Origin of the sequence: Streptomyces sp. NBC_00872 (assembly GCF_045161915.1) — a bacterium.
Taxonomy (GTDB): Bacteria; Actinomycetota; Actinomycetes; order Streptomycetales; family Streptomycetaceae; genus Streptomyces.
The window spans coordinates 2,558,188-2,578,337 of sequence record NZ_CP108806.1 but is presented as its reverse complement, the minus strand read 5'-3'; the positions used below and the strand labels follow the sequence as shown (position 1 = coordinate 2,578,337).

Annotated in this window: 19 protein-coding genes, 2 pseudogenes and 1 riboswitch; of the genes and pseudogenes, 20 read left to right on the top strand and 1 reads right to left on the bottom strand. The window is 70.2% G+C overall.

The features are described 5' to 3' along the window. Window positions 1-26: 26 nt before the first annotated feature. From rplS to OG214_RS10855, 12 genes and pseudogenes are all read left to right on the top strand, one after another. Entirely contained in the window at window positions 27-377 is a 351-nt protein-coding gene (gene rplS / locus OG214_RS10910) for a 50S ribosomal protein L19 (protein ID WP_066950731.1), read from the top strand. A 73-nt stretch (window positions 378-450) separates the two neighbouring features. Beyond that, the gene (gene lepB / locus OG214_RS10905; RefSeq protein ID WP_405984629.1) at window positions 451-1,233 is read left to right on the top strand and encodes a signal peptidase I; all 783 of its coding nucleotides are present in this window, start codon (window positions 451-453) and stop codon (window positions 1,231-1,233) included. Then, a pseudogene (gene lepB, locus OG214_RS10900) lies at window positions 1,226-2,283 on the top strand (signal peptidase I); the annotation flags it as partial. The gene lepB (OG214_RS10905) and the pseudogene lepB (OG214_RS10900), both read left to right, overlap by 8 nt. After that, a complete protein-coding gene (gene lepB, locus OG214_RS10895) occupies window positions 2,255-3,184 on the top strand; it encodes a signal peptidase I (RefSeq protein ID WP_363081480.1) in 930 nt (309 codons plus the stop codon). The pseudogene lepB (OG214_RS10900) and the gene lepB (OG214_RS10895), both read left to right, overlap by 29 nt. Before the next feature lie 46 nt (window positions 3,185-3,230). Further along, window positions 3,231-4,025 (top strand): signal peptidase I, encoded by a 795-nt coding sequence (gene lepB / locus OG214_RS10890; RefSeq protein WP_363081474.1) that lies wholly within the window; start codon window positions 3,231-3,233, stop codon window positions 4,023-4,025. After that, the gene (locus OG214_RS10885) at window positions 4,015-4,566 is read left to right on the top strand and encodes an NUDIX hydrolase (protein ID WP_405984628.1); all 552 of its coding nucleotides are present in this window, start codon (window positions 4,015-4,017) and stop codon (window positions 4,564-4,566) included. The genes lepB (OG214_RS10890) and OG214_RS10885 overlap by 11 nt, the downstream gene beginning before the upstream one ends. 55 nt (window positions 4,567-4,621) lie before the next feature. Then, a complete protein-coding gene (locus tag OG214_RS10880) occupies window positions 4,622-4,930 on the top strand; it encodes a DUF2469 domain-containing protein (RefSeq protein ID WP_014675276.1) in 309 nt (102 codons plus the stop codon). 194 nt (window positions 4,931-5,124) lie between these two features. Then, window positions 5,125-5,502 carry a YraN family protein gene (locus OG214_RS10875; protein ID WP_363081476.1) on the top strand — a complete coding sequence of 126 codons (378 nt, stop codon included), beginning with the start codon at window positions 5,125-5,127 and terminating at the stop codon, window positions 5,500-5,502. Continuing rightward, a complete protein-coding gene (locus OG214_RS10870; RefSeq protein ID WP_363081477.1) occupies window positions 5,502-7,130 on the top strand; it encodes a YifB family Mg chelatase-like AAA ATPase in 1,629 nt (542 codons plus the stop codon). Before OG214_RS10875 ends, OG214_RS10870 begins: the two co-directional genes overlap by 1 nt. Continuing rightward, window positions 7,127-8,293, top strand: coding sequence for a DNA-processing protein DprA (gene dprA / locus OG214_RS10865; protein WP_405984627.1), 1,167 nt, complete (start codon window positions 7,127-7,129; stop codon window positions 8,291-8,293). Before OG214_RS10870 ends, dprA begins: the two co-directional genes overlap by 4 nt. Window positions 8,294-8,535: 242 nt before the next feature. Then, window positions 8,536-9,372: an RNA polymerase sigma factor WhiG gene (gene whiG / locus OG214_RS10860; RefSeq protein WP_066950716.1), complete on the top strand. Its 837-nt coding sequence runs from the start codon at window positions 8,536-8,538 to the stop codon at window positions 9,370-9,372. A 79-nt stretch (window positions 9,373-9,451) separates the two neighbouring features. Then, complete coding sequence (locus OG214_RS10855) at window positions 9,452-9,991, top strand: TetR/AcrR family transcriptional regulator (protein WP_363081481.1); 540 nt, start codon at window positions 9,452-9,454, stop codon at window positions 9,989-9,991. A gap of 331 nt (window positions 9,992-10,322) precedes the next feature. On the opposite strand, the pseudogene OG214_RS10850 reads toward OG214_RS10855, so the two are convergent. Further along, window positions 10,323-10,592 (bottom strand): annotated as a pseudogene (locus OG214_RS10850) (peptidoglycan DD-metalloendopeptidase family protein); the annotation flags it as partial. Between the two features lie 627 nt (window positions 10,593-11,219). Here OG214_RS10850 and rpsB point away from each other — a divergent pair. From rpsB to OG214_RS10810, 8 genes are all read left to right on the top strand, one after another. Beyond that, window positions 11,220-12,146, top strand: coding sequence for a 30S ribosomal protein S2 (rpsB, locus tag OG214_RS10845; protein WP_363081479.1), 927 nt, complete (start codon window positions 11,220-11,222; stop codon window positions 12,144-12,146). A 94-nt stretch (window positions 12,147-12,240) separates the two neighbouring features. Next, on the top strand, window positions 12,241-13,077 hold the full coding sequence (gene tsf / locus OG214_RS10840; protein ID WP_405984626.1) for a translation elongation factor Ts: 837 nt from the start codon (window positions 12,241-12,243) through the stop codon (window positions 13,075-13,077). A 157-nt stretch (window positions 13,078-13,234) separates the two neighbouring features. Further along, window positions 13,235-13,999, top strand: a complete 765-nt coding sequence (pyrH, locus tag OG214_RS10835) for a UMP kinase (protein ID WP_046499667.1) — start codon at window positions 13,235-13,237, stop codon at window positions 13,997-13,999. A 125-nt stretch (window positions 14,000-14,124) separates the two neighbouring features. After that, window positions 14,125-14,682 carry a ribosome recycling factor gene (gene frr / locus OG214_RS10830; protein WP_046499668.1) on the top strand — a complete coding sequence of 186 codons (558 nt, stop codon included), beginning with the start codon at window positions 14,125-14,127 and terminating at the stop codon, window positions 14,680-14,682. Continuing rightward, window positions 14,682-15,767, top strand: a complete 1,086-nt coding sequence (locus OG214_RS10825; protein WP_365903307.1) for a phosphatidate cytidylyltransferase — start codon at window positions 14,682-14,684, stop codon at window positions 15,765-15,767. The genes frr and OG214_RS10825 overlap by 1 nt, the downstream gene beginning before the upstream one ends. A gap of 158 nt (window positions 15,768-15,925) precedes the next feature. After that, on the top strand, window positions 15,926-17,032 hold the full coding sequence (gene rlmN, locus OG214_RS10820) for a 23S rRNA (adenine(2503)-C(2))-methyltransferase RlmN (RefSeq protein ID WP_363086285.1): 1,107 nt from the start codon (window positions 15,926-15,928) through the stop codon (window positions 17,030-17,032). A gap of 102 nt (window positions 17,033-17,134) precedes the next feature. Next, a riboswitch (TPP riboswitch) is annotated at window positions 17,135-17,260 on the top strand. Window positions 17,261-17,367: 107 nt separating this feature from the next. Then, on the top strand, window positions 17,368-18,462 hold the full coding sequence (locus tag OG214_RS10815) for a thiamine ABC transporter substrate binding subunit (protein ID WP_405987471.1): 1,095 nt from the start codon (window positions 17,368-17,370) through the stop codon (window positions 18,460-18,462). Between the two features lie 74 nt (window positions 18,463-18,536). Beyond that, window positions 18,537-20,150, top strand: coding sequence for an ABC transporter permease (locus tag OG214_RS10810; RefSeq protein WP_405987470.1), 1,614 nt, complete (start codon window positions 18,537-18,539; stop codon window positions 20,148-20,150).

Genomic DNA, 20,150 nt, shown 5'->3' with positions numbered 1-20,150 from the left:
TGGCATCAGCGAGGAAGCAGATCCACATGTCCAGCCTGCTCGACACAGTCGACGCCTCGTCGCTCCGCAGCGACCTCCCCGCCTTCCGCCCCGGTGACACGGTGAACGTGCACGTACGGGTCATCGAGGGCAACCGCTCCCGTATCCAGCAGTTCAAGGGCGTGGTCATCCGCCGTCAGGGCTCGGGCGTCCGCGAGACCTTCACGGTCCGCAAGGTCTCCTTCTCCGTCGGTGTCGAGCGCACCTTCCCGGTCCACAGCCCGATCTTCGAGAAGATCGAGCTGGTGAGCCGTGGTGACGTCCGTCGCGCCAAGCTCTACTACCTGCGTGAGCTGCGCGGCAAGGCCGCCAAGATCAAGGAGAAGCGCGACAACTGAGTCGCGCCGACCGGGCGGGCGTTCGTCACGTCGCACCCGGGTCCATAGGAGGGCCGGATAAGCTCTGGCCCCGATGGACACCGAAGCGGAGCACACGGAGCGCGACCGCTCTTCCGAATTCCTCAGTGGGACGAACCCCACAGGGACGGAAGAGCGGTCGCGCTCCGCGCGTTCTCCGCTCTCGCTGGGCAGGCTCTCCTTGGGCAGAGCGGGACTGCTCGGTGTCGGCTGCGCGGTCGCCGTGCTGCTCTTCAGCGCATTCGTGGTGCAGCCCTTCCAGATTCCCAGTGGCTCGATGGAGCCCACCCTCCAGGTGGGGGACCGGGTGCTGGTCAACAAGCTGGCGTACCGTTTCGACGCCGAGCCGGAGCGTGGTGACGTGGTCGTCTTCGACGGCACCGGATCCTTCGTCCAGGAGCCTCCTCGGGAGAACCCCGTCACCGGGCTGCTGCACGGGGCCGCCGCGGCCCTGGGGCTCGCCGAGCCCGCCGAGACCGATTTCGTCAAGCGCGTGATCGGGGTCGGGGGCGACCGGGTGGTCTGCTGCGACAAGGGGGGCAGGGTCCAGGTGAACGGCCGGGCGGTGGACGAGCGGTATCTCCACCCCGGGGACGCGCCTTCCCAGGTCCCCTTCGACATCGTCGTACCGCCGGGCACCCTGTGGGTCATGGGCGACCACCGGAGCGATTCACGCGACTCCCGGGACCATCTCGGCGAGCCGGGCGGCGGCATGGTGCCCGTCGACAGGGTCATCGGCCGGGCGGACTGGATCGGCTGGCCGCCGGTCCGCTGGTCGGGGCTGGACCCGACCGGCGCGTTCCGGGGTGTACGGAGCCCGGACGGGGCCCATGGGTAAGCGCGGACGGCCGGCGGCCCATGGAGCCGACACCAGGCTCCCGACGGGCTCACGGCCCACCACGGGGCGGGCGCTGCCGGGCCGCGCCGAGCGGCGCAAGCTCGCCCGAAGGGTCAAGCGGCGGCGCCGCAGGTCCGCCGTCGCCGAGATACCGATCCTGATCACCGTGGCGCTGCTGATCGCGCTCGTCCTCAAGACCTTCCTGGTGCAGGCCTTCGTGATCCCCTCCGGATCCATGGAGCAGACGATCAGGATCAGTGACCGGGTCCTGGTGGACAAACTCACACCCTGGTTCGGCTCCCGACCCGAGCGGGGCGATGTCGTGGTCTTCAAGGACCCCGGCGGCTGGCTCCAGGACGAGAAGCCCCCGCCGGACGACTCCCCGGTCGTCGTCAAACAGGTCAAGCAGGCGCTGACCTTCATCGGACTGCTGCCGTCCGCCGACGAGCAGGATCTGATCAAGCGGGTCGTGGCGGTGGGCGGCGACACCGTGAAGTGCTGCGGCGAGGACGGGAAGGTCTCCGTCAACGGTGTGCCTCTGGACGAGCCGTATCTGTCCCCGGGCGATGTGCCCTCGGAGCTGCCCTTCGAGGTCAGGGTGCCGGCGGGGCGTGTCTTCGTGATGGGTGACCACCGGTCCAATTCGGCCGACTCGCGCTTCCACCTCGACGAGGGTTTCCGCGGCACGGTCTCGGAGGACGAGGTGGTGGGCCGGGCCGTCGTCATCGCCTGGCCGTTCGACCACTGGCGCGGGCTGGAGGAGCGGGAGACGTACGCTTCGGTGCCGGACGCCTCGACTCCGGAGGCTTCGGCCCCGGACGCGCGAGCCGCGCCGACGACGGCGCGGGGCGCGTCGAATAGTGTGTCCTCCCAGGATCTCAACGGATTGATCCGGCTCCCGAGCCCTGCGGAACTCCCGCTCGTTATGGGAGTGGTGGGCCTGTCCCGTATCGGCGGCAGGCGATGGCACCGCGTAATCGCGCGGAGCGCTCGCACGGAGTGAGGAGTGGATGTGGGGGATGTGGCGGTCGGCGCACGATCCGGACACGATGATCCCGAGGAGGGACACGAGCAGCTCGCCGAGTCGCCCGAGAATGTGACGGACGCGACGGAACAGCGGAACGACGGTCGGGGCGGTGACGGATCCGAAGCCGAGGACGGCGGATCCACGGACATGCGCAAGCAGCGTTCCTTCTGGAAGGAACTGCCCCTGCTGATCGGTATCGCGCTGCTGCTGGCGCTTCTGATCAAGACGTTCCTGGTGCAGGCGTTCTCGATTCCCTCGGACTCGATGCAGGACACCCTCCAGCGCGGTGACCGCGTCCTGGTGGACAAGCTCACCCCCTGGTTCGGCTCCGAGCCCGAGCGCGGCGAGGTCGTGGTCTTCCACGACCCGGGCGGCTGGCTGGAGGGCACCCCCACGCCCGACCCGAATGTGGTGCAGAAGTTCCTGAGCTTTATCGGGCTGATGCCGTCCGCCGAGGAGAAGGACCTGATCAAGCGGGTCATCGCGGTCGGCGGGGACACGGTGGCGTGCGAGAAGGGCGGCAAGGTCGAGGTCAATGGGCACCCGCTGAACGAGGACGCGTACATCTACCCCGGCAACACTCCCTGTGACGACGAGCCGTTCGGGCCGATCAAGGTACCCGAGGGCCGGATCTGGGTGATGGGCGACCACCGGCAGAACTCGCTGGACTCCCGGTACCACCAGGAGCTGCCGGGCCGTGGCACGGTCTCCACGAAGGAGGTCGTCGGCCGCGCCTTCGTCGTCGCCTGGCCGGTCAACCGCTGGTCCTTCCTGCCGGTGCCCGACACCTTCGACCAGTCCGACCTCGGCACCGCTGTGGCGGCGGCCTCGACGGCTGCCCCGGGGGCGCTGGGTCTCGCCGGGGCGGTGCCTCTCGTGCTCTGGCGCAGGAGGAGGCTGACCTCCGGCGGTACCGCCGGGTAGGGTGCCGTCCCGGATCGTCGGTCTCGGGAACGGGGGGAGTGCTGGGATGAGCGGACGTACCGAAGCCACGGAAGCGGGGCGTACGGAAGCGCGAGTCACAAGAGACGGCCACGGCCGCCTCGGCAGTGTGCTGTCGGGGCTGGCCGTGGCCGTCGGCTGTGTGCTCTTCCTCGGCGGCTTCGCTTGGGGAGCCGTGGAGTATCTGCCGTACACCGTTCCCACGAACTCGATGAACCCGACCGTGCGGGCGGGGGACCGCGTGCTCGCCCAGCGGATATCCGGCGACGAGGTACGGCGCGGGGACGTGGTGGTCTTCACCGACGCGGACTGGGGCGATCTGCCGATGGTGAAGCGGGTGGTCGGGGTCGGCGGTGACAAGGTCGCCTGCTGTGACAAGGACGGCCGGATGACCGTGAACGGCGTTCCGGTTCAGGAGCCGTATGTCCGCGGGGTGATCGACGGGCTCGCGTCCACCACCGAATTCGATGCGAAGGTGCCCGCGGGGCAGCTTTTTCTGCTCGGGGACGAGCGCGGGGGCTCGCTGGACTCCCGCGTCCATCTCCAGGACCCGGGGCAGGGCTCCGTACCGCTCTCCTCCGTGGACGCGCGGGTCGACGCCGTGGTCTGGCCGCTCGGCCGTCTGATCGCCCGGCCGGAGGGCTTCGCGGCGCTGCCGGGCGGGGTGTCCGGGGCGGGACCGGTGCGGCTGGTGGCCGCGGCGATCGTGGGCGGGGCGGTACTGATCCTGGGCGGTGCGGCGTACGGACCTCTCGCGCGCTTGCTGTCGCGCCCGCGACGGACCCGGGGAGCCGGGGAAGGGGGGTCCGCCGGTGTCCGCTGAGGGCGAGGCGGGGGCAGCACGGGGAGAGCAGGGCGAGCAGGGCGAGCAGGGCCGGCCCGGGGCGTTCAGGAAGGTCGCCCGGGTGGTGCTGCTGGACCCCCAGGACCGGATTCTGCTGCTGCACGGATTCGAGCCGGACGACCCGGACACGGACTGGTGGTTCACGCCCGGCGGCGGTCTGGAGGGGGACGAGACCCGGGAGGCGGCCGCGCTGCGCGAGTTGGCGGAGGAGACGGGGATCACAGAGGTGGAGCTGGGACCCGTGCTCTGGCGCCGGATGTGCTCCTTTCCGTTCGACGGGCGACGCTGGGATCAGGACGAGTGGTACTTCCTGGCACGTACGGCGCAGACCGAGACCTCGCCGGACGGGCTGACGGAGCTGGAGCTGCGCAGCGTCGCGGGGCTGAGGTGGTGGACCTCCGCCGAACTCTCGGCGGCGCGTGAGACGGTGTACCCGACCAGGCTCGCCGAGCTGCTGCGTACGCTGCTCGACGAGGGTCCTCCGGGTTCGCCGGTGGTCCTCGCCCCCGAAATCGTCTGAGGGTGCGTGACTCCGGAGCACAATGGGGGGACGTACGGCTGAAGGGGAACATGCCATGAGCGCCGAGGACCTCGAGAAGTACGAGACCGAGATGGAGCTGAAGCTCTACCGGGAGTACCGCGATGTCGTCGGTCTGTTCAAATACGTGATCGAGACCGAGCGTCGTTTCTATCTCACCAATGACTACGAGATGCAGGTGCACTCGGTGCAGGGTGAGGTCTTCTTCGAGGTCACGATGGCGGACGCGTGGGTCTGGGACATGTACAGACCGGCCAGGTTCGTCAAGCAGGTGCGTGTCCTCACTTTCAAGGACGTGAACATCGAGGAGCTGAACAAGAGCGACCTCGAACTGCCCGGCGGCTGAAGGGCATGAGCGGGGCCTGAGCCGGGCGTGAGCTGGGCCGTTGCGCCCGCCTCGCGAGAACGACGGAGCCGCTTCGCGAGACGACGGAGCCGCCTCGCGAAGGGTGACCGAGTTATCCACAACGGGTGAGTTGTCCACCAAGATCCACTCGTTGCGGGAGGTCGCGTCAGAGTCGGTGCCGGAGGTGGTGCCGGATGAACGCGACGAGGGCACTGGGACGGTACGGCGAGGAGCTGGCGGCCCGCCGGCTGGCCGAGGCGGGAATGACCCTGCTGGCCCGCAACTGGCGGTGCGGCAGGACGGGCGAGATCGACATCGTGGCCCGGGACAGCGATGCCCGGGGAAGTGATGTGCTGGTCGTCTGCGAGGTGAAGACCCGCAGGGCCGGCTCGTTCGAACATCCGATGGCCGCGGTGACCCAGGAGAAGGCGGACCGGCTGAGACGGCTCGCCGCCTGCTGGCTGGAGCGGTGCGGCGGCCCGCCGCCCGGTGGGGTGCGGATCGATCTGATCGGAGTGGTGCTGCCCCGGCGGGGCGCGCCCGAGATCGAGCACGCGCGGGGGGTGGCCTGATGGGGTTCGCGCGGGCGTGCTCGGTGGCGCTGGTGGGTGTCGAGGGCGTGGTGGTCGAGGTCCAGGCGGATCTGGAGCCGGGCGTGGCCGCGTTCACCCTGGTCGGACTGCCGGACAAGAGCCTGGTGGAGAGCCGGGACCGGGTCAGGGCGGCGGTGGTGAACTCCGGCGCCGAGTGGCCGCAGAAGAAGCTCACGGTGGGGCTGAGCCCCGCCTCCGTGCCCAAGGGCGGCAGCGGATTCGATCTCGCGGTCGCCGCGGCGGTGCTCGGCGCCGCCGAGCGCGTCGACGCCGGCGCCATCGCCGATCTGGTGCTGATCGGGGAGCTGGGTCTCGACGGGAGGGTCAGACCGGTGCGCGGGGTGCTGCCCGCGGTGCTCGCGGCGGCCGAGGCAGGCTATCGCCAGGTGGTCGTCCCCGAGCAGACCGCCGGTGAGGCGTCCCTGGTGCCCGGGGTCTCGGTCCTCGGGGTACGGAGCCTGCGGCAGCTCATCGCCGTGCTCACCGACGAGCCGGTGCCCGAGGAGCCGCGGGACACCGTGGCGGGGCGTCCGGCCGCGATGACGGCGGGGCTGATGGTGCCGGGCGCGGGGGTCGGCACCGGTCTGGCGACAGGGGTCGGGGAGCACGGGGGCCACCGTCCGGACCTGGCCGATGTGGCCGGTCAGACGCCGGTGCGCAAGGCGCTGGAAGTGGCCGCGGCGGGCGGACACCATCTGCTGCTCCAGGGCCCGCCCGGGGCGGGCAAGACGATGCTGGCCGAGCGGCTGCCCGGGATCCTGCCACCGCTGACCGCACGGGAGTCGCTGGAAGTCACCGCGGTGCACTCGGTGGCGGGCATTCTGCCGCCCGGCGAGCCGCTGGTCCGTACGGTGCCCTACTGCGCGCCCCACCACTCGGCCACCATGCAGTCCCTGGTCGGCGGTGGGAACGGACTGCCCAGACCGGGCGCCGTGTCGCTGGCGCACCGGGGCGTGCTCTTTCTGGACGAGGCGCCCGAGTTCTCCGGGCGCGCGCTGGACGCGCTGCGGCAGCCGCTGGAGTCGGGGCATGTGGTGGTGGCGCGCAGCGCGGGAGTGGTGCGGCTCCCGGCCCGCTTTCTGATGGTCCTCGCGGCCAATCCCTGTCCGTGCGGGCGGCACACCCTGCACGGCTCCGGGTGCGAGTGCCCGCCCTCGGTGATCCGCCGCTATCAGTCGCGGCTGTCCGGGCCGCTGCTCGACCGGGTCGATCTGCGGGTCGATGTCCAGCCCGTCCACCGCGAGGATCTGATGGGACAGGGCGGCAGGGGCGAGCCCACGGCGGCGGTCGCCGCACGGGTGCGGGACGCCAGGGCCCGGTCGGCGGCCCGGCTGGACGGCACCCCGTGGTCGGTCAACAGCGAGGTGCCCGGCCATGAGCTGCGCACCCGCTGGCCGGTCGCCCCCGGCGCGCTGGTGGCCGCCGAACGCGACCTGGAGCGGGGACTGCTCACCGCGCGCGGTCTTGACCGGGTGCTGCGGGTGGCCTGGACGGTCGCGGATCTCGCCGGACACGACAGGCCGCAGGCACACGATGTCGCCCTCGCGCTGGAGCTGCGTACCGGTATCGCACGGGGCACGGCGGTCGCGGCCGGAGGACGGTCATGACCCCGGGGGCCGACCCGGGGGAGCGGCTGGCGCGAGCGGCGCTCACCCGGGTGCTGGAGCCCGGGGACGAGCACGGCGGACGGTGGCTGCGCCAGTTCGGGGCCGCCGGGGTGCTGGCGCTGCTGACCTCGCCGGACGCCGGGCGGGGCCGGCTCACCGGGGTCGGGGAACAGCGGCTCGACGGCTATCGGTCACGGGCCGAGGCGGCCAGGCCCGAGCGGGATCTGGCGGCGGTCACCGCACTCGGCGGGCGGTTCGTCTGCCCGGGTGACACCGAGTGGCCCAGCCAGCTCGACGACCTCGGGGAGGCCAGGCCCATCGGGCTCTGGGTGCGGGGCCACCCGGACCTGCGGATCTGGTCACTGCGCTCCGTCGCCGTGGTGGGCGCTCGGGCGTGTACCTCATATGGGGCACATATGGCCGCGAGCCTCGGCTCGGGTCTCGCCGAGCGCGGCTGGGTGGTGACATCGGGCGCCGCGTTCGGCGTGGACGGCGCGGCACACCGGGGCGCGCTCGCGGCCGGCGGGGCGACCGTGGCCGTGCTGGCCTGCGGGGTCGATGTGGTCTATCCGCGTGGTCACACCGAATTGATCGGGCGCATTGTCGAACAGGGCCTGGTCGTGGCGGAGCTGGCGCCGGGCGCCCATCCCACCCGCAGCAGATTCGTTCTGCGCAACCGGGTGATCGCCGCGCTGACCCGGGGCACGGTCGTGGTGGAGGCGCAGTACCGCAGCGGATCGCTGGTCACCGCGCGCGACGCACAGCGGCTCGGCCGCTTCACGATGGGTGTACCCGGGCCGGTCACCAGCGGACTCTCGGCCGGTGTGCACGAGCTGCTGCGCGGCGAGGGAGTGCTGGTCACGGACGCCGCTGAGGTGGCCGAGCTGGTCGGTGACATGGGCGAGCTGGCGCCGCCGCGCCGAGGCCCCGTACTCCCCAGGGATCTGCTCGATCCCGTCAGCGCACGAGTCCTGGAGGCGCTGCCGGCCCGGGGCACCGCCGCGGGGCGGGAGATCGCACGGAGCGCCGGGACGACCCCGGACGAGGCGCTCGGCAGGTTGTACGAACTCCACTCCCTGGGATTCGCCGAGCGGCACGGAGACGGCTGGCGGCTGGCCCGCCGGGCGACTCCGACGGCCACCGCGCGGCGAGGCGTTACTTGACCTGGGGCATTCGGGTGAAAGGGTGAGAGCGATGATCTCCGCGACTCCATCAGCGATGCCTGACAGACCGGCGCGAGCGGTGTCGGCCGTGGATCGAAGGTGTGGTCGAAGGCGTCCACCGGAGCGGGCGCGGTCGCCGGTCGTACGCGTGGAGCGACGCCTCACTCACGCTACGCTCACCTGCATTCCGGCCCCAGACAGACGTCCCCCGCACTCGACTGCAGAACGGCTCAAGGCAACGCATGCCCCAGCACACCTCCGGGTCTGACCGCGCGGCGGCGCCCCCGGCTGCACGGAGCGCCGTACGGCCCCCGGCGCCCTCGTCGCTCGACGAGCTGTGGCGGTCGTACAAGACCACGGGCGACGAGCGGCTGCGCGAGCAGTTGATCCTGCACTACTCACCGCTGGTGAAGTATGTGGCGGGCCGGGTCAGTGTGGGACTGCCGTCCAATGTCGAGCAGGCCGACTTCGTCTCCTCCGGGGTCTTCGGACTGATCGACGCGATCGAGAAGTTCGACATCGAGCGGTCCATCAAGTTCGAGACCTACGCGATCACCCGGATCCGTGGCGCGATGATCGACGAACTGAGGGCCCTGGACTGGATCCCGCGCTCCGTACGGCAGAAGGCCAGAGCCGTCGAGCGCGCCTACGCCACGCTTGAGGCGCAGCTCAGACGCACGCCCTCCGAGGCCGAGGTCGCCGCGGAGATGGGGATCGCGCTGGAGGAGCTGCACGCCGTTTTCAGCCAGTTGTCCCTGGCGAATGTCGTGGCGCTGGAGGAACTGCTGCATGTCGGCGGCGAGGGCGGTGACCGGCTCAGCCTGATGGACACCCTGGAGGACACAGCCGCCGACGACCCGGTGGAGGTCGCCGAGGACCGGGAACTGCGGCGGCTGCTGGCGCGCGCGATCAACACGCTCCCCGACCGGGAGAAGACGGTGGTCACGCTCTACTACTACGAGGGCCTCACGCTCGCCGAGATCGGCCATGTCCTCGGGGTGACGGAGAGCAGGGTCAGCCAGATCCACACAAAGTCCGTACTGCAGCTGCGGGCCAAGCTGGCCGACGTCGGACGCTGACGCTGTATCCCGGGCGCCCCATCCGTAAAGTGGGTGCGTGCCCAGGATTCGAGCGGCCTCGGTGGCCGAGCACCGGACCATGCAACGCGGCGCCCTGTTGGACGCCGCGCGCTCCCTTCTGTCCGAAGGCGGCACGGACGCGCTGACCTTCCCGGCCCTCGCCGAGCGCACCGGCCTCGCCAGGTCCTCCGTCTACGAGTACTTCCGCTCGCGCGCCGCCGTCGTCGAAGAGCTGTGCGCCGTCGACTTCCCGGTCTGGGCGGCGGAGGTCGAGGCGGCCATGGCCGGGGCGGAGACGCCCGAGGCCAAGATCGAGGCGTACGTACGACAGCAGCTCGCGCTGGTCGGTGACCGCCGGCACCGCGCCGTCGTCGCCATTTCCGCCAGTGAACTCGACGCGGGAGCCCGGGAGAAGATCCGCGCCGCGCACGGCGGTCTGATCGCCATGATCGTGGAGGCCCTCGGCGAACTCGGGCATGACCAGCCCCGGCTTGCCGCGATGCTGCTCCAGGGCGTGGTGGACGCGGCGGTCCGACGCATCGAACTCGGCGCGGCCGAGGCTCCGCCGGAGATCGCCGAGGCGGCGGTGTCCATGGCGCTGCGCGGCGTACGGGGCTGACCTCCCGCGCCGACCGGACCCACCGGGCCACCCGGATCCACCGGGGCGCCCGGATTCCCATAAGCCCCCGTCCTCTCCGCGCCCCGGTGGGTACGCGCCGGCGCGAGCGCCCGGGACGCGCGTCGCGCGCCCGGCGGCGCCCCGCACAGTGAGCCCAGAGCGCCAGGGCCGACAGGACGACCGCATGCGGTGCGCCGTACGCCACGGACGCCGTCGCGGGGGACAGCGGGGGCGTGGCGGCAGGGGACACCGGGACGCCGAGGACCGGGAGCAGCCGGGAGGGGCCCAGCCGGAGCAGTTCGGGCGGCAGCAGCGACAGCGGGTTCACATAGACGGTCCCCCTCAGCAGCCCCCAGTGCAGACAGCCCACACCGCAGTGCGACAGACCGGCGGACAGCGTGGCCACCGCCTGGCCCGTGATCACCTCGTCGCCCTCGGAGACCAGCGGCTCCACCGGCTCATAGGTGATCCGTAACGGCGGGGCGCCCGACCGGGTCAGGGTGATCGCCAGCACCCCGCGGCCGGCCACCCGGCCCGCGAAGGAGATCCGGCCCCCGGCGGCGGCCCGTACCGCCGCTCCCGGGGCGGCGGCCAGATCCACCCCGCGGTGGCCGGGGCCGTACGCCGACGCGGGCGGCTCCCAGCCGCGCAGCACCACGGGCCGCGGTCCGACCGGCCAGACCCGGCCGCCGTCCCCGACTTCTCCGCCAGGCCCGGACCCTCCGCCCCGCGTCCCGGTGGCCGCGGCGGCGGAGTGGCAGAACAGTGGGAACAGCGGGACGACGAGAGCGAGAGCGAGAACGAGGGCGAGAACGGGTGCGAGGAGAGGGACGAGGACGCGGGGTCCCCGCCGCCGTGACAGCGCACGGGAGGGACGGCCCGCGCGGACACGGCGGACAGGACGGGCAGGACGGACAGGGGGACATACGCCGATACGGACAGTGATCATGGCACCCAGCGTGGCCCGGAACGACGCGATCGCGCTGATCATGACCCGGATCTGTGGAGTACCGACCGGTTGTGGACAGCGCCGTCACCCGTGGGTGCGAAGGTCCCGTACACTTCTTGTGGCGATCCGGGTCACCGGGTCGACTTCGCACGCCCCGCCATCGGCCCTCTTCGCGCCGATGTCAGCGCTTCTCGGTCCTCCGTGGCACAGCGCACCGGGACGTCAGGCGCGTCCGCCGTCCGGCGGACGCGACAACCGAGTACCTCAAGGAGTACGGCCATGGCCGTCGTCACGATGCGGGAGCTGCTGGAGAGCGGCGTCCACTTCGGTCACCAGACCCGCCGTTGGAACCCGAAGATGAAGCGGTTCATCTTCACCGAGCGCAACGGCATCTACATCATCGACCTGCTCCAGTCGCTGTCGTACATCGACCGCGCCTACGAGTTCGTCAAGGAGACCGTCGCGCACGGCGGCTCCATCATGTTCGTCGGTACGAAGAAGCAGGCCCAGGAGGCCATCGCCGAGCAGGCGACGCGCGTCGGCATGCCCTATGTCAACCAGCGCTGGCTGGGCGGCATGCTCACCAACTTCTCCACCGTCTACAAGCGCCTCCAGCGTCTGAAGGAGCTTGAGCAGATCGACTTCGAGGATGTGGCCGCCTCCGGTCTCACCAAGAAGGAGCTGCTGGTCCTCTCCCGCGAGAAGGCCAAGCTGGAGAAGACCCTCGGTGGTATCCGCGAGATGCAGAAGGTGCCCAGCGCCGTCTGGATCGTCGACACCAAGAAGGAGCACATCGCCGTCGGTGAGGCGCGCAAGCTCCACATCCCGGTCGTCGCGATCCTCGACACCAACTGCGACCCCGACGAGGTCGACTACAAGATTCCGGGCAACGACGACGCGATCCGCTCCGTCACCCTGCTCACCCGCGTGATCGCCGACGCCGTCGCCGAGGGCCTCATCGCCCGCTCCGGTGTCGCCACCGGCGACTCCAAGCCGGGCGAGAAGGCCGCCGGCGAGCCGCTCGCCGAGTGGGAGCGCGACCTGCTCGAGGGCGAGAAGAAGGAAGACGCCGAGAAGGCCGCCGAGGCAGCCAAGCCGGAGACCGACGTCCAGACGTCCGCCGAGACGGAGAAGGTCGCCGACGCGGAGGCCGAGGCCCCGGTCGCGGACGCCGAGGCCCCGGTCGCGGACGCCGAGCAGGCCTGACCCTTTCATCGGTTCGGCAGTTGACGGCGGGGGCCGTACGGCCCCCGCCGTTCACCCGTAGATCTTTCAGACCTTCGAGAGAGAATTACAGATCATGGCGAATTACACCGCCGCCGACGTCAAGAAGCTCCGTGAGCTCACCGGCGCCGGCATGATGGACTGCAAGAAGGCGCTGGACGAGGCCGACGGCAACGTCGACAGCGCCGTCGAGTTCCTCCGCGTCAAGGGCCAGAAGGGCGTCGCCAAGCGCGAGGGCCGTTCGGCCGAGAACGGCGCCGTCGTCTCCCTCATCTCCGAGGACAAGACCTCCGGCGTTCTGCTCGAGCTGAAGTGCGAGACGGACTTCGTCGCCAAGGGCGAGAAGTTCCAGACCGTGGCCAACACGCTCGCCGCACATGTCGCCGCGACGTCCCCGGCCGACCTGGAGGCGCTGCTCGCCTCCGAGATCGAAGCCGGCAAGACCGTTCAGGCGTATGTGGACGAGGCGAACGCCAACCTCGGCGAGAAGATCGTCCTGGACCGCTTCGCGCAGTTCACCGGCGGTTACGTGGGCGCGTACATGCACCGCACCATGCCCGACCTCCCGCCGCAGGTCGGTGTGCTGGTCGAGCTGGACAAGGAAGACGCCCTGGTCGCCAAGGACGTCGCGCAGCACATCGCCGCCTTCGCCCCGAAGTACCTCAGCCGCGACGAGGTCCCGGCCGAGACGGTCGAGAACGAGCGCCGTGTCGCCGAGGCCACCTCGCGTGAGGAGGGCAAGCCCGAGGCCGCCCTTCCCAAGATCGTCGAAGGTCGCGTCAACGGCTTCTTCAAGGAGGTCGTCGTCCTGGAGCAGGCGTTCGCGAAGGACAACAAGAAGTCCGTCCAGAAGGTCCTGGACGAGGCCGGTGTCACCCTGAAGCGCTTCGTGCGCATCAAGGTCGGCATCTGAGTCTGTACGCGATCAACCGAAGACCCCGATAGGGTCTGACGCAGTCGTCCGCGTACGCGCCGGGCGACCGCAGATCTGACGAGGAGGCCATTGCCGCACTGGGAACCGTGAGGACCCCCGGCAATGGCCTTCTTCGTATGTGCACGAGGAGATCTCCATGGAACAGGCCGACAAAGCCGACAAGAGCGACGACGGCACGAAGCACGGCCGCTTCATGCTGAAGCTGTCCGGTGAGGCGTTCGCCGGCCGGGGAGCGCTCGGCGTCGACCCCGACGTCGTACACGCCATCGCCCGCGAGATCGCCGCAGTCGTCCGGGACGGCGCCCAGATCGCGGTCGTCATCGGCGGCGGCAACTTCTTCCGCGGCGCCGAACTCCAGCAGCGCGGTATGGACCGGGCGCGCTCCGACTACATGGGCATGCTCGGCACGGTGATGAACTGCCTGGCCCTCCAGGACTTCCTGGAGAAGGAAGGCATCGACTCCCGCGTCCAGACCGCCATCACCATGGGCCAGGTCGCGGAGCCGTACATCCCGCTGCGCGCCGTGCGCCACATGGAGAAGGGCCGAGTGGTCATCTTCGGCGCCGGTATGGGCATGCCGTACTTCTCCACCGACACCACCGCCGCCCAGCGCGCCCTGGAGATCGACGCCCAGGCCCTGCTGATGGGGAAGAACGGGGTGGACGGGGTGTACGACTCCGACCCCAAGACCAACCCCGACGCGGTCAAGTTCGACGCGCTGGAGTACAGCGAGGTGATCGCCGGCGATCTGCGCGTCGCCGACATGACCGCGATCACGCTCTGCCAGGACAACAAACTGCCGATCCTTGTCTTCGAACTGCTGAAGGAAGGCAATATCGCGCGTGCGGTCAAGGGTGAGAAGATCGGCACGCTCGTGAGCGACCAGGGCACCCGGACCTGATCCGGGGCGGCCCCGTACGGGATGGACAGAGCCCTGCCGGTCGGACACCGTGCAGGAGAGACGCGACGCAGGTTCCGCCGGCCCACGCGCACGCCGGGCCCACTCAAGACACGCAGGAGCAAGTGGTGATCGAAGAGACCCTCCTCGAGGCCGAGGAGAAGATGGAGAAGGCCGTCCTGGTCGCCAAAGACGACTTCGCCGCGATCCGCACAGGGCGGGCACATCCGGCGATGTTCAACAAGATCGTGGCGGACTACTACGGTGCCCTGACCCCGATCAACCAGCTCGCCTCGTTCGCCGTGCCCGAGGCGCGGATGGCCGTGGTGACCCCGTTCGACAAGAGCGCCCTGCGCAATATCGAGCAGGCGATCCGTGACTCCGACCTCGGCGTCAACCCGAGCAACGACGGCAACATCATCCGGGTGGTGTTCCCGGAGCTGACCCAGGACCGCCGCAAGGAGTTCATCAAGGTCGCCAAGACCAAGGCCGAGGACTCGAAGATCTCGATCCGCGCGGTCCGCCGCAAGGCCAAGGAGACCATCGACAAACTGGTCAAGGACGGCGAGGTCGGCGAGGACGAGGGACGCCGCGCGGAGAAGGAGCTCGACGACACCACCGCGAAGTATGTCGCGCAGGTGGACGAGCTGCTCAAGCACAAGGAAGCCGAGCTGCTCGAGGTCTGATGAACGACTCTTCCCGGGGGGCCCCGCCGACGGCCGGTTACTCCGGTTACACCGACTACTGGGGACCGGCCGACCACGGGGCCGCCCCGGCGGGTCCCGCGTACGACGCGCTTGACGCACAGCAGACTCGCCCCATGCCCATCGTGCCCGACGGACCCGCGAACGGCGGGGACCAGGATGACGACCGGGAGGGTGCTCGGCCGGGCGGCCCTCTGTTCCGTGACGAGACTCCACAGGAGCCCATGGGAGCCCCATCGCCACCGCCGCCCAAGAAGCGGGCGGGCCGTGATCTGCGCGCGGCCATAGGAGTGGGACTCGGGCTCGGCGCGCTCGTCGTGGCGTCGCTCTTCATCGTCAAGGCCGTGTTCGTCGGCGTCGTCGCGGTCGCGGTGGTCGTCGGTCTGTGGGAGCTGACGTCCCGGCTCGATGAGAAGAAGGGCATCAAGGCCCCGCTGGTACCGCTGGCCGTCGGCGGCGCCGCGATGGTCGTCGCCGGCTATCTGCGCGGCGCCGAGGGCGCCTGGGTCGCCATGGCCCTCACGGCGCTCGCGGTGCTGGTCTGGCGGATGACGGCACCGCCCGAGGGCTATCTCAAGGACGTCACCGCGGGGGTCTTCGCCGCGTTCTACGTGCCGTTCCTGGCCACCTTCGTGGCGATGATGCTCACGGCGGACGACGGCCCGCGCCGGGTCCTGATGTTCATAGTGCTCACGGTCGTCAGCGACACGGGCGCGTACGCGGTCGGCTGGCGCTTCGGTACGCACAAGCTCGCGCCGCGCATCAGTCCCGGCAAGACCAGGGAGGGACTGGGCGGAGCCATCGTCTTCGCCATGGTGGCGGGCGCGCTCTGTATGGAGTTCCTGATCAACGACGGCATCTGGTGGCAGGGGCTGCTGCTGGGGCTGGCGGTCGCGGCCACCGCCACGCTCGGCGATCTCGGCGAGTCCATGATCAAGCGGGATCTCGGCATCAAGGACATGGGCACCCTGCTGCCGGGACACGGCGGCATCATGGACCGGCTCGACTCGCTGCTGCCCACGGCGCCGGTGGTCTGGCTGCTGCTGGTGATCTTCGTAGGGTCCTGACCCGGGCGCCGGGGCGCCGCCGAGCGCCGGTCCGCGTGAGCGGCTTTCGCGGCTCAGGCGCCTCGGACCACGCCTTTGACCAGGCCCGATACCGTACGGGGGCCCGTTGTCCACAGGGCAGCGGGCCCCCGCCGTACGTCTGCGACACTGGATCCACCATGCCTGTACCTGGAGAACTCACCTTTGTCGCGCCCCGCGGAGCCAAGAAGCCCCCGCGGCATCTCGCCGACCTCACCCCCGCCGAGCGCCGCGAGGCCGTCGCCGCGATCGGCGAGAAGGCGTTCCGTGCCAACCAGCTTTCGCAGCACTACTTCGCGCGGTTCGCACATGACCCCGAGCAGTGGACCGACATCCCGGCCGCCGCGCGTCAGAAGCTCGCGGAAGAACTGCTGCCCGACCTGATGTCGGTGGTGCGGCACATCTCCTGCGACGACGACACCACCCGTAAGACGCTCTGGCGGCTGCACGACGGCACCCTGGTCGAGTCCGTGCTGATGCGCTATCCGGACCGGGTCACGATGTGTATCTCGTCGCAGGCGGGCTGCGGGATGAACTGCCCGTTCTGCGCCACCGGACAGGCCGGTCTCGACCGCAATCTGTCCACCGCCGAGATCGTCCACCAGATCGTGGACGGGATGCGCGCCCTGCGTGACGGCGATGTGCCCGGCGGTCCCACCCGGCTGTCGAACATCGTCTTCATGGGCATGGGCGAGCCGCTCGCCAACTACAAGCGGGTGGTCGGCGCGATCCGTCGGCTGACCGACCCCGAGCCCGACGGTCTGGGGCTGTCGCAGCGCGGGATCACCGTCTCGACGGTCGGTCTCGTGCCCGCGATGCTGCGCTTCGCCGACGAGGGCTTCAAGTGCCGGCTCGCGGTCTCCCTGCACGCGCCGGACGACGATCTGCGCGACACCCTCGTCCCGGTCAACACGCGCTGGAAGGTGCGGGAAGTGCTGGACGCGGCGTGGGAGTACGCGGAGAAGTCGGGCCGCCGGATCTCCATCGAGTACGCGCTGATCCGTGACATCAACGACCAGGCGTGGCGCGGTGACCGGCTGGGACGGCTGCTCAAGGGCAAGCGGGTGCACGTCAATCTGATCCCGCTCAACCCGACACCGGGTTCGAAGTGGACGGCCTCGCGCCCCGAGGACGAGAAGGCCTTCGTCGATGCGATCGCGTCCCATGGCGTGCCCGTGACGGTACGGGACACCCGGGGCCAGGAGATCGACGGAGCGTGCGGACAGCTGGCCGCGTCGGAGCGGTAGGGCGTTCGGGGTGGCTCGCGGACGCCTGGCGGGCGGACCGTCCGGGAGGCGAACCGGGCCCCGATTTGCGGTGCATGTAACCTTGGCGCGAACGCATTGCATATTTTCCGACAGGGGAGCGCCACAGCGCTGAGAGTGCGGCACATGTCCGTGAGAGCGGGCAACGGTCGCAGACCCTCTGAACCTCGCCCAGGTCATTCTGGGTAGGAAGTTCGGTCACTACTCAAGCTGTTGCGCCCTGCCCGCGGTCCGGTCCGGCCGGACTCCGGGCAGGGCCGCGTCTTCTCCTGGACATCCCAGGAGGAAAATCAGTGAGCACGAACAGCGTCAGAAGGATGGCGGTCGCCGCGGTCGCCGCCGCGCTCGGTGTCTCGTCCCTCGCCGCCTGCGGCGGCTCCGACGACTCCGCGTCGTCCGGCGGCGGTGGTACGGGCGGCGGCGGGACACCGTCGAAGACCGTCACCCTGGTCAGCCATGACTCGTTCAACGCCTCTCCCGCCGTACTCAAGGAGTTCACGAAGCGGACCGGCTACACGGTCAAGGTGCTCAAGAGCGGAGACGCGGGCGAGGCCCTCAACAAGGAGATCCTGACGAAGGGTTCGCCCCAGGGCGATGTCTTCTTCGGCGTCGACAACACCCTGCTCTCCCGCGCCCTCGACAACGGCCTGTTCACGCCGTACGAGGCGAAGGGGATCGACCAGGTCGACGCGGCCACCCGGCTCGACCGGAGCGAGAACCGCGTCACACCGATCGACACCGGTGATATTTGTGTCAACTACGACAAGAAGTACTTCGCGGACAAGAAGCTCGATCCGCCCCGGTCCTTCGGCGATCTGCTCAAGCCCGAGTACAAGAATCTGCTGGTCACCGAGAACGCCGCGACCTCCTCACCCGGCCTCGGCTTCCTTCTCGGCACGGTCGCGCGGTACGGCGACGACGGCTGGCAGGAGTACTGGACGAAGCTGAGGGCCAACGGGGTCCAGGTCGTGGACAGCTGGGAGCAGGCCTACAACGAGAGCTTCTCGGGCTCGGCCGGCGGCAAGAAGGCCAAGGCCGACCGCCCGCTCGTCGTCTCGTACGCCTCCAGCCCGCCCGTCGAGGTGCTGTACGCGGAACCGCGGCCGAAGGAGGCCCCGACCGGCGTCTCCACGGGCACCTGCTTCCGGCAGATCGAGTTCGCCGGGCTGCTGACGGGCGCGAAGAACGAGACGGGCGGCAAGGCCCTACTGGACTTTCTGATCAGCGAGACCTTCCAGGCGGACATGCCGCTGAACATGTTCGTCAATCCGGTCGTCCAGGATGTGCCGCTGCCCGAACTCTTCACCGAGTTCGGCGCGAAGGTCGACAAGCCGGAGACGATGGCGCCCGACGAGATCACCACCGGCCGTGAGCAGTGGATCCAGTCGTGGACCTCACTCGTAGTGAAGTAGCCGTCAGGACCAGGGCCGGAAAAGGGCCGCGGCGCGGGGCGGCCGGGCGCGCGAACGCCGTCCGGCTCGCCCTGATGGCCGTCCCCGTCGCGTTCTTCGCGGTCTTCTTCGCCTATCCGGTGACCGCGATCGTCGGCCGCGGGCTCACGTCCGAAGGCGTCTGGCGGTTCGGCCGCATCGGTGAGGTACTGAGCCGTCCCGACATCCTCGACGTCCTGTGGTTCACCACCTGGCAGGCGCTCGCCTCCACCGCCCTCACTCTGCTGATCGCACTGCCCGGCGCGTATGTCTTCGCGCGCTTCGACTTTCCCGGCAGACAACTGCTGCGCGCGGTGGTCACCGTCCCGTTCGTCCTGCCCACCGTGGTCGTCGGTACGGCCTTCCTGGCGCTGCTCGGGCGTGGCGGACTGCTCGACGAACTGTGGGGCGTACGGCTCGACACCACCGTCTGGGCGATCCTCCTCGCGCATGTCTTCTTCAACTACGCCGTGGTCGTCAGGACCGTGGGCGGTCTGTGGGCACAGCTCGATCCGCGCCAGGAGGAGGCCGCGCGGGTGCTGGGCGCGGGCCGGTTCATGGCCTGGTGGCGGGTGACGCTGCCGGCCCTCGCCCCCGCCGTGGCCGCCGCCGCGCTGATGGTCTTCCTCTTCACCTTCACCTCCTTCGGGGTCGTACAGATCCTCGGCGGCCCCGCCTACTCCACCCTGGAGGTGGAGATCTACCGGCAGACCGCGCAACTGCTCGACCTGCCCACCGCGGCCGTGCTCACACTCGTACAGTTCACGGCGGTCGGCGGAGTGCTGGCCGTCCACGCGTGGACGGTACGCAGACGCGAGGGCACGCTGAAGCTCGTCGACCCCGCGCTCACGGCGCGCAGACCGCGCGGGGCCGGGCAGTGGGCGCTGCTCGGCGGAGTGCTCGGCACCGTGCTGCTGCTGGTACTGCTGCCGCTGGGCGTCCTCGTCGAGCGCTCCCTCGACGGACCGGGAGGGTACGGTCTCGGCTTCTACCGGGCGCTCGGCTCGGTGGAGGCGAGCGGCGGGACCTTTCTCGTACCGCCGCTGGAGGCCGTCTGGAACTCGCTGCGGTACGCGCTGGTCGCGACCGCCGTCGCGCTGGTGGTGGGCGGTCTGGCCGCCGCCGCGCTCACCCGGCGAGCGGGCCGGCTCGTCCGGGGCTTCGACGCGCTGCTGATGCTGCCGCTCGGGGTCTCCGCCGTGACCGTCGGCTTCGGTTTTCTGATCACGCTCGACAAGCCGCCGCTCGATCTGCGTGCCTCCTGGATTCTGGTGCCGCTCGCGCAGGCCCTGGTGGGCGTCCCCTTTGTCGTACGGACGATGCTGCCTGTGCTGCGGGCGGTGGACGGACGGCTGCGCGAGGCGGCGGCCGTCCTCGGAGCGTCCCCGCTGCGTGTCTGGCGCGAGGTCGATCTGCCGCTGGTACGCAGGGCGTCGCTGGTCGCGGCGGGTTTCGCGTTCGCCGTCTCGCTCGGTGAGTTCGGTGCGACAGTGTTCATCGCGCGCCCGGACCGGCCGACGCTGCCGGTGGCCGTGGCACGGCTGCTGGGACGGCCCGGCGAGCTCAACTACGGGCAGGCCATGGCCCTGTCCACCGTACTGATGGTGGTGTGCGCGGTGTCGCTGCCGGCGCTGGAACGTATCCGTACCGACCGCTCCGGGGAGTTCTGA

What these genes read in the sequence shown, in the direction of transcription:
- rplS (WP_066950731.1), top strand. Translation starts at nt 27, where the DNA reads ATGTCCAGCCTGCTCGACACAGTCGACGCCTCGTCGCTCCGCAGCGAC.
- lepB (WP_405984629.1), top strand. Translation starts at nt 451, where the DNA reads ATGGACACCGAAGCGGAGCACACGGAGCGCGACCGCTCTTCCGAATTC.
- lepB (WP_363081474.1), top strand. Translation starts at nt 3,231, where the DNA reads ATGAGCGGACGTACCGAAGCCACGGAAGCGGGGCGTACGGAAGCGCGA.
- OG214_RS10880 (WP_014675276.1), top strand. Translation starts at nt 4,622, where the DNA reads ATGAGCGCCGAGGACCTCGAGAAGTACGAGACCGAGATGGAGCTGAAG.
- OG214_RS10875 (WP_363081476.1), top strand. Translation starts at nt 5,125, where the DNA reads ATGAACGCGACGAGGGCACTGGGACGGTACGGCGAGGAGCTGGCGGCC.
- OG214_RS10870 (WP_363081477.1), top strand. Translation starts at nt 5,502, where the DNA reads ATGGGGTTCGCGCGGGCGTGCTCGGTGGCGCTGGTGGGTGTCGAGGGC.
- dprA (WP_405984627.1), top strand. Translation starts at nt 7,127, where the DNA reads ATGACCCCGGGGGCCGACCCGGGGGAGCGGCTGGCGCGAGCGGCGCTC.
- whiG (WP_066950716.1), top strand. Translation starts at nt 8,536, where the DNA reads ATGCCCCAGCACACCTCCGGGTCTGACCGCGCGGCGGCGCCCCCGGCT.
- OG214_RS10855 (WP_363081481.1), top strand. Translation starts at nt 9,452, where the DNA reads ATGCAACGCGGCGCCCTGTTGGACGCCGCGCGCTCCCTTCTGTCCGAA.
- rpsB (WP_363081479.1), top strand. Translation starts at nt 11,220, where the DNA reads ATGGCCGTCGTCACGATGCGGGAGCTGCTGGAGAGCGGCGTCCACTTC.
- tsf (WP_405984626.1), top strand. Translation starts at nt 12,241, where the DNA reads ATGGCGAATTACACCGCCGCCGACGTCAAGAAGCTCCGTGAGCTCACC.
- pyrH (WP_046499667.1), top strand. Translation starts at nt 13,235, where the DNA reads ATGGAACAGGCCGACAAAGCCGACAAGAGCGACGACGGCACGAAGCAC.
- OG214_RS10825 (WP_365903307.1), top strand. Translation starts at nt 14,682, where the DNA reads ATGAACGACTCTTCCCGGGGGGCCCCGCCGACGGCCGGTTACTCCGGT.
- rlmN (WP_363086285.1), top strand. Translation starts at nt 15,926, where the DNA reads ATGCCTGTACCTGGAGAACTCACCTTTGTCGCGCCCCGCGGAGCCAAG.
- OG214_RS10815 (WP_405987471.1), top strand. Translation starts at nt 17,368, where the DNA reads ATGGCGGTCGCCGCGGTCGCCGCCGCGCTCGGTGTCTCGTCCCTCGCC.
- OG214_RS10810 (WP_405987470.1), top strand. Translation starts at nt 18,537, where the DNA reads ATGGCCGTCCCCGTCGCGTTCTTCGCGGTCTTCTTCGCCTATCCGGTG.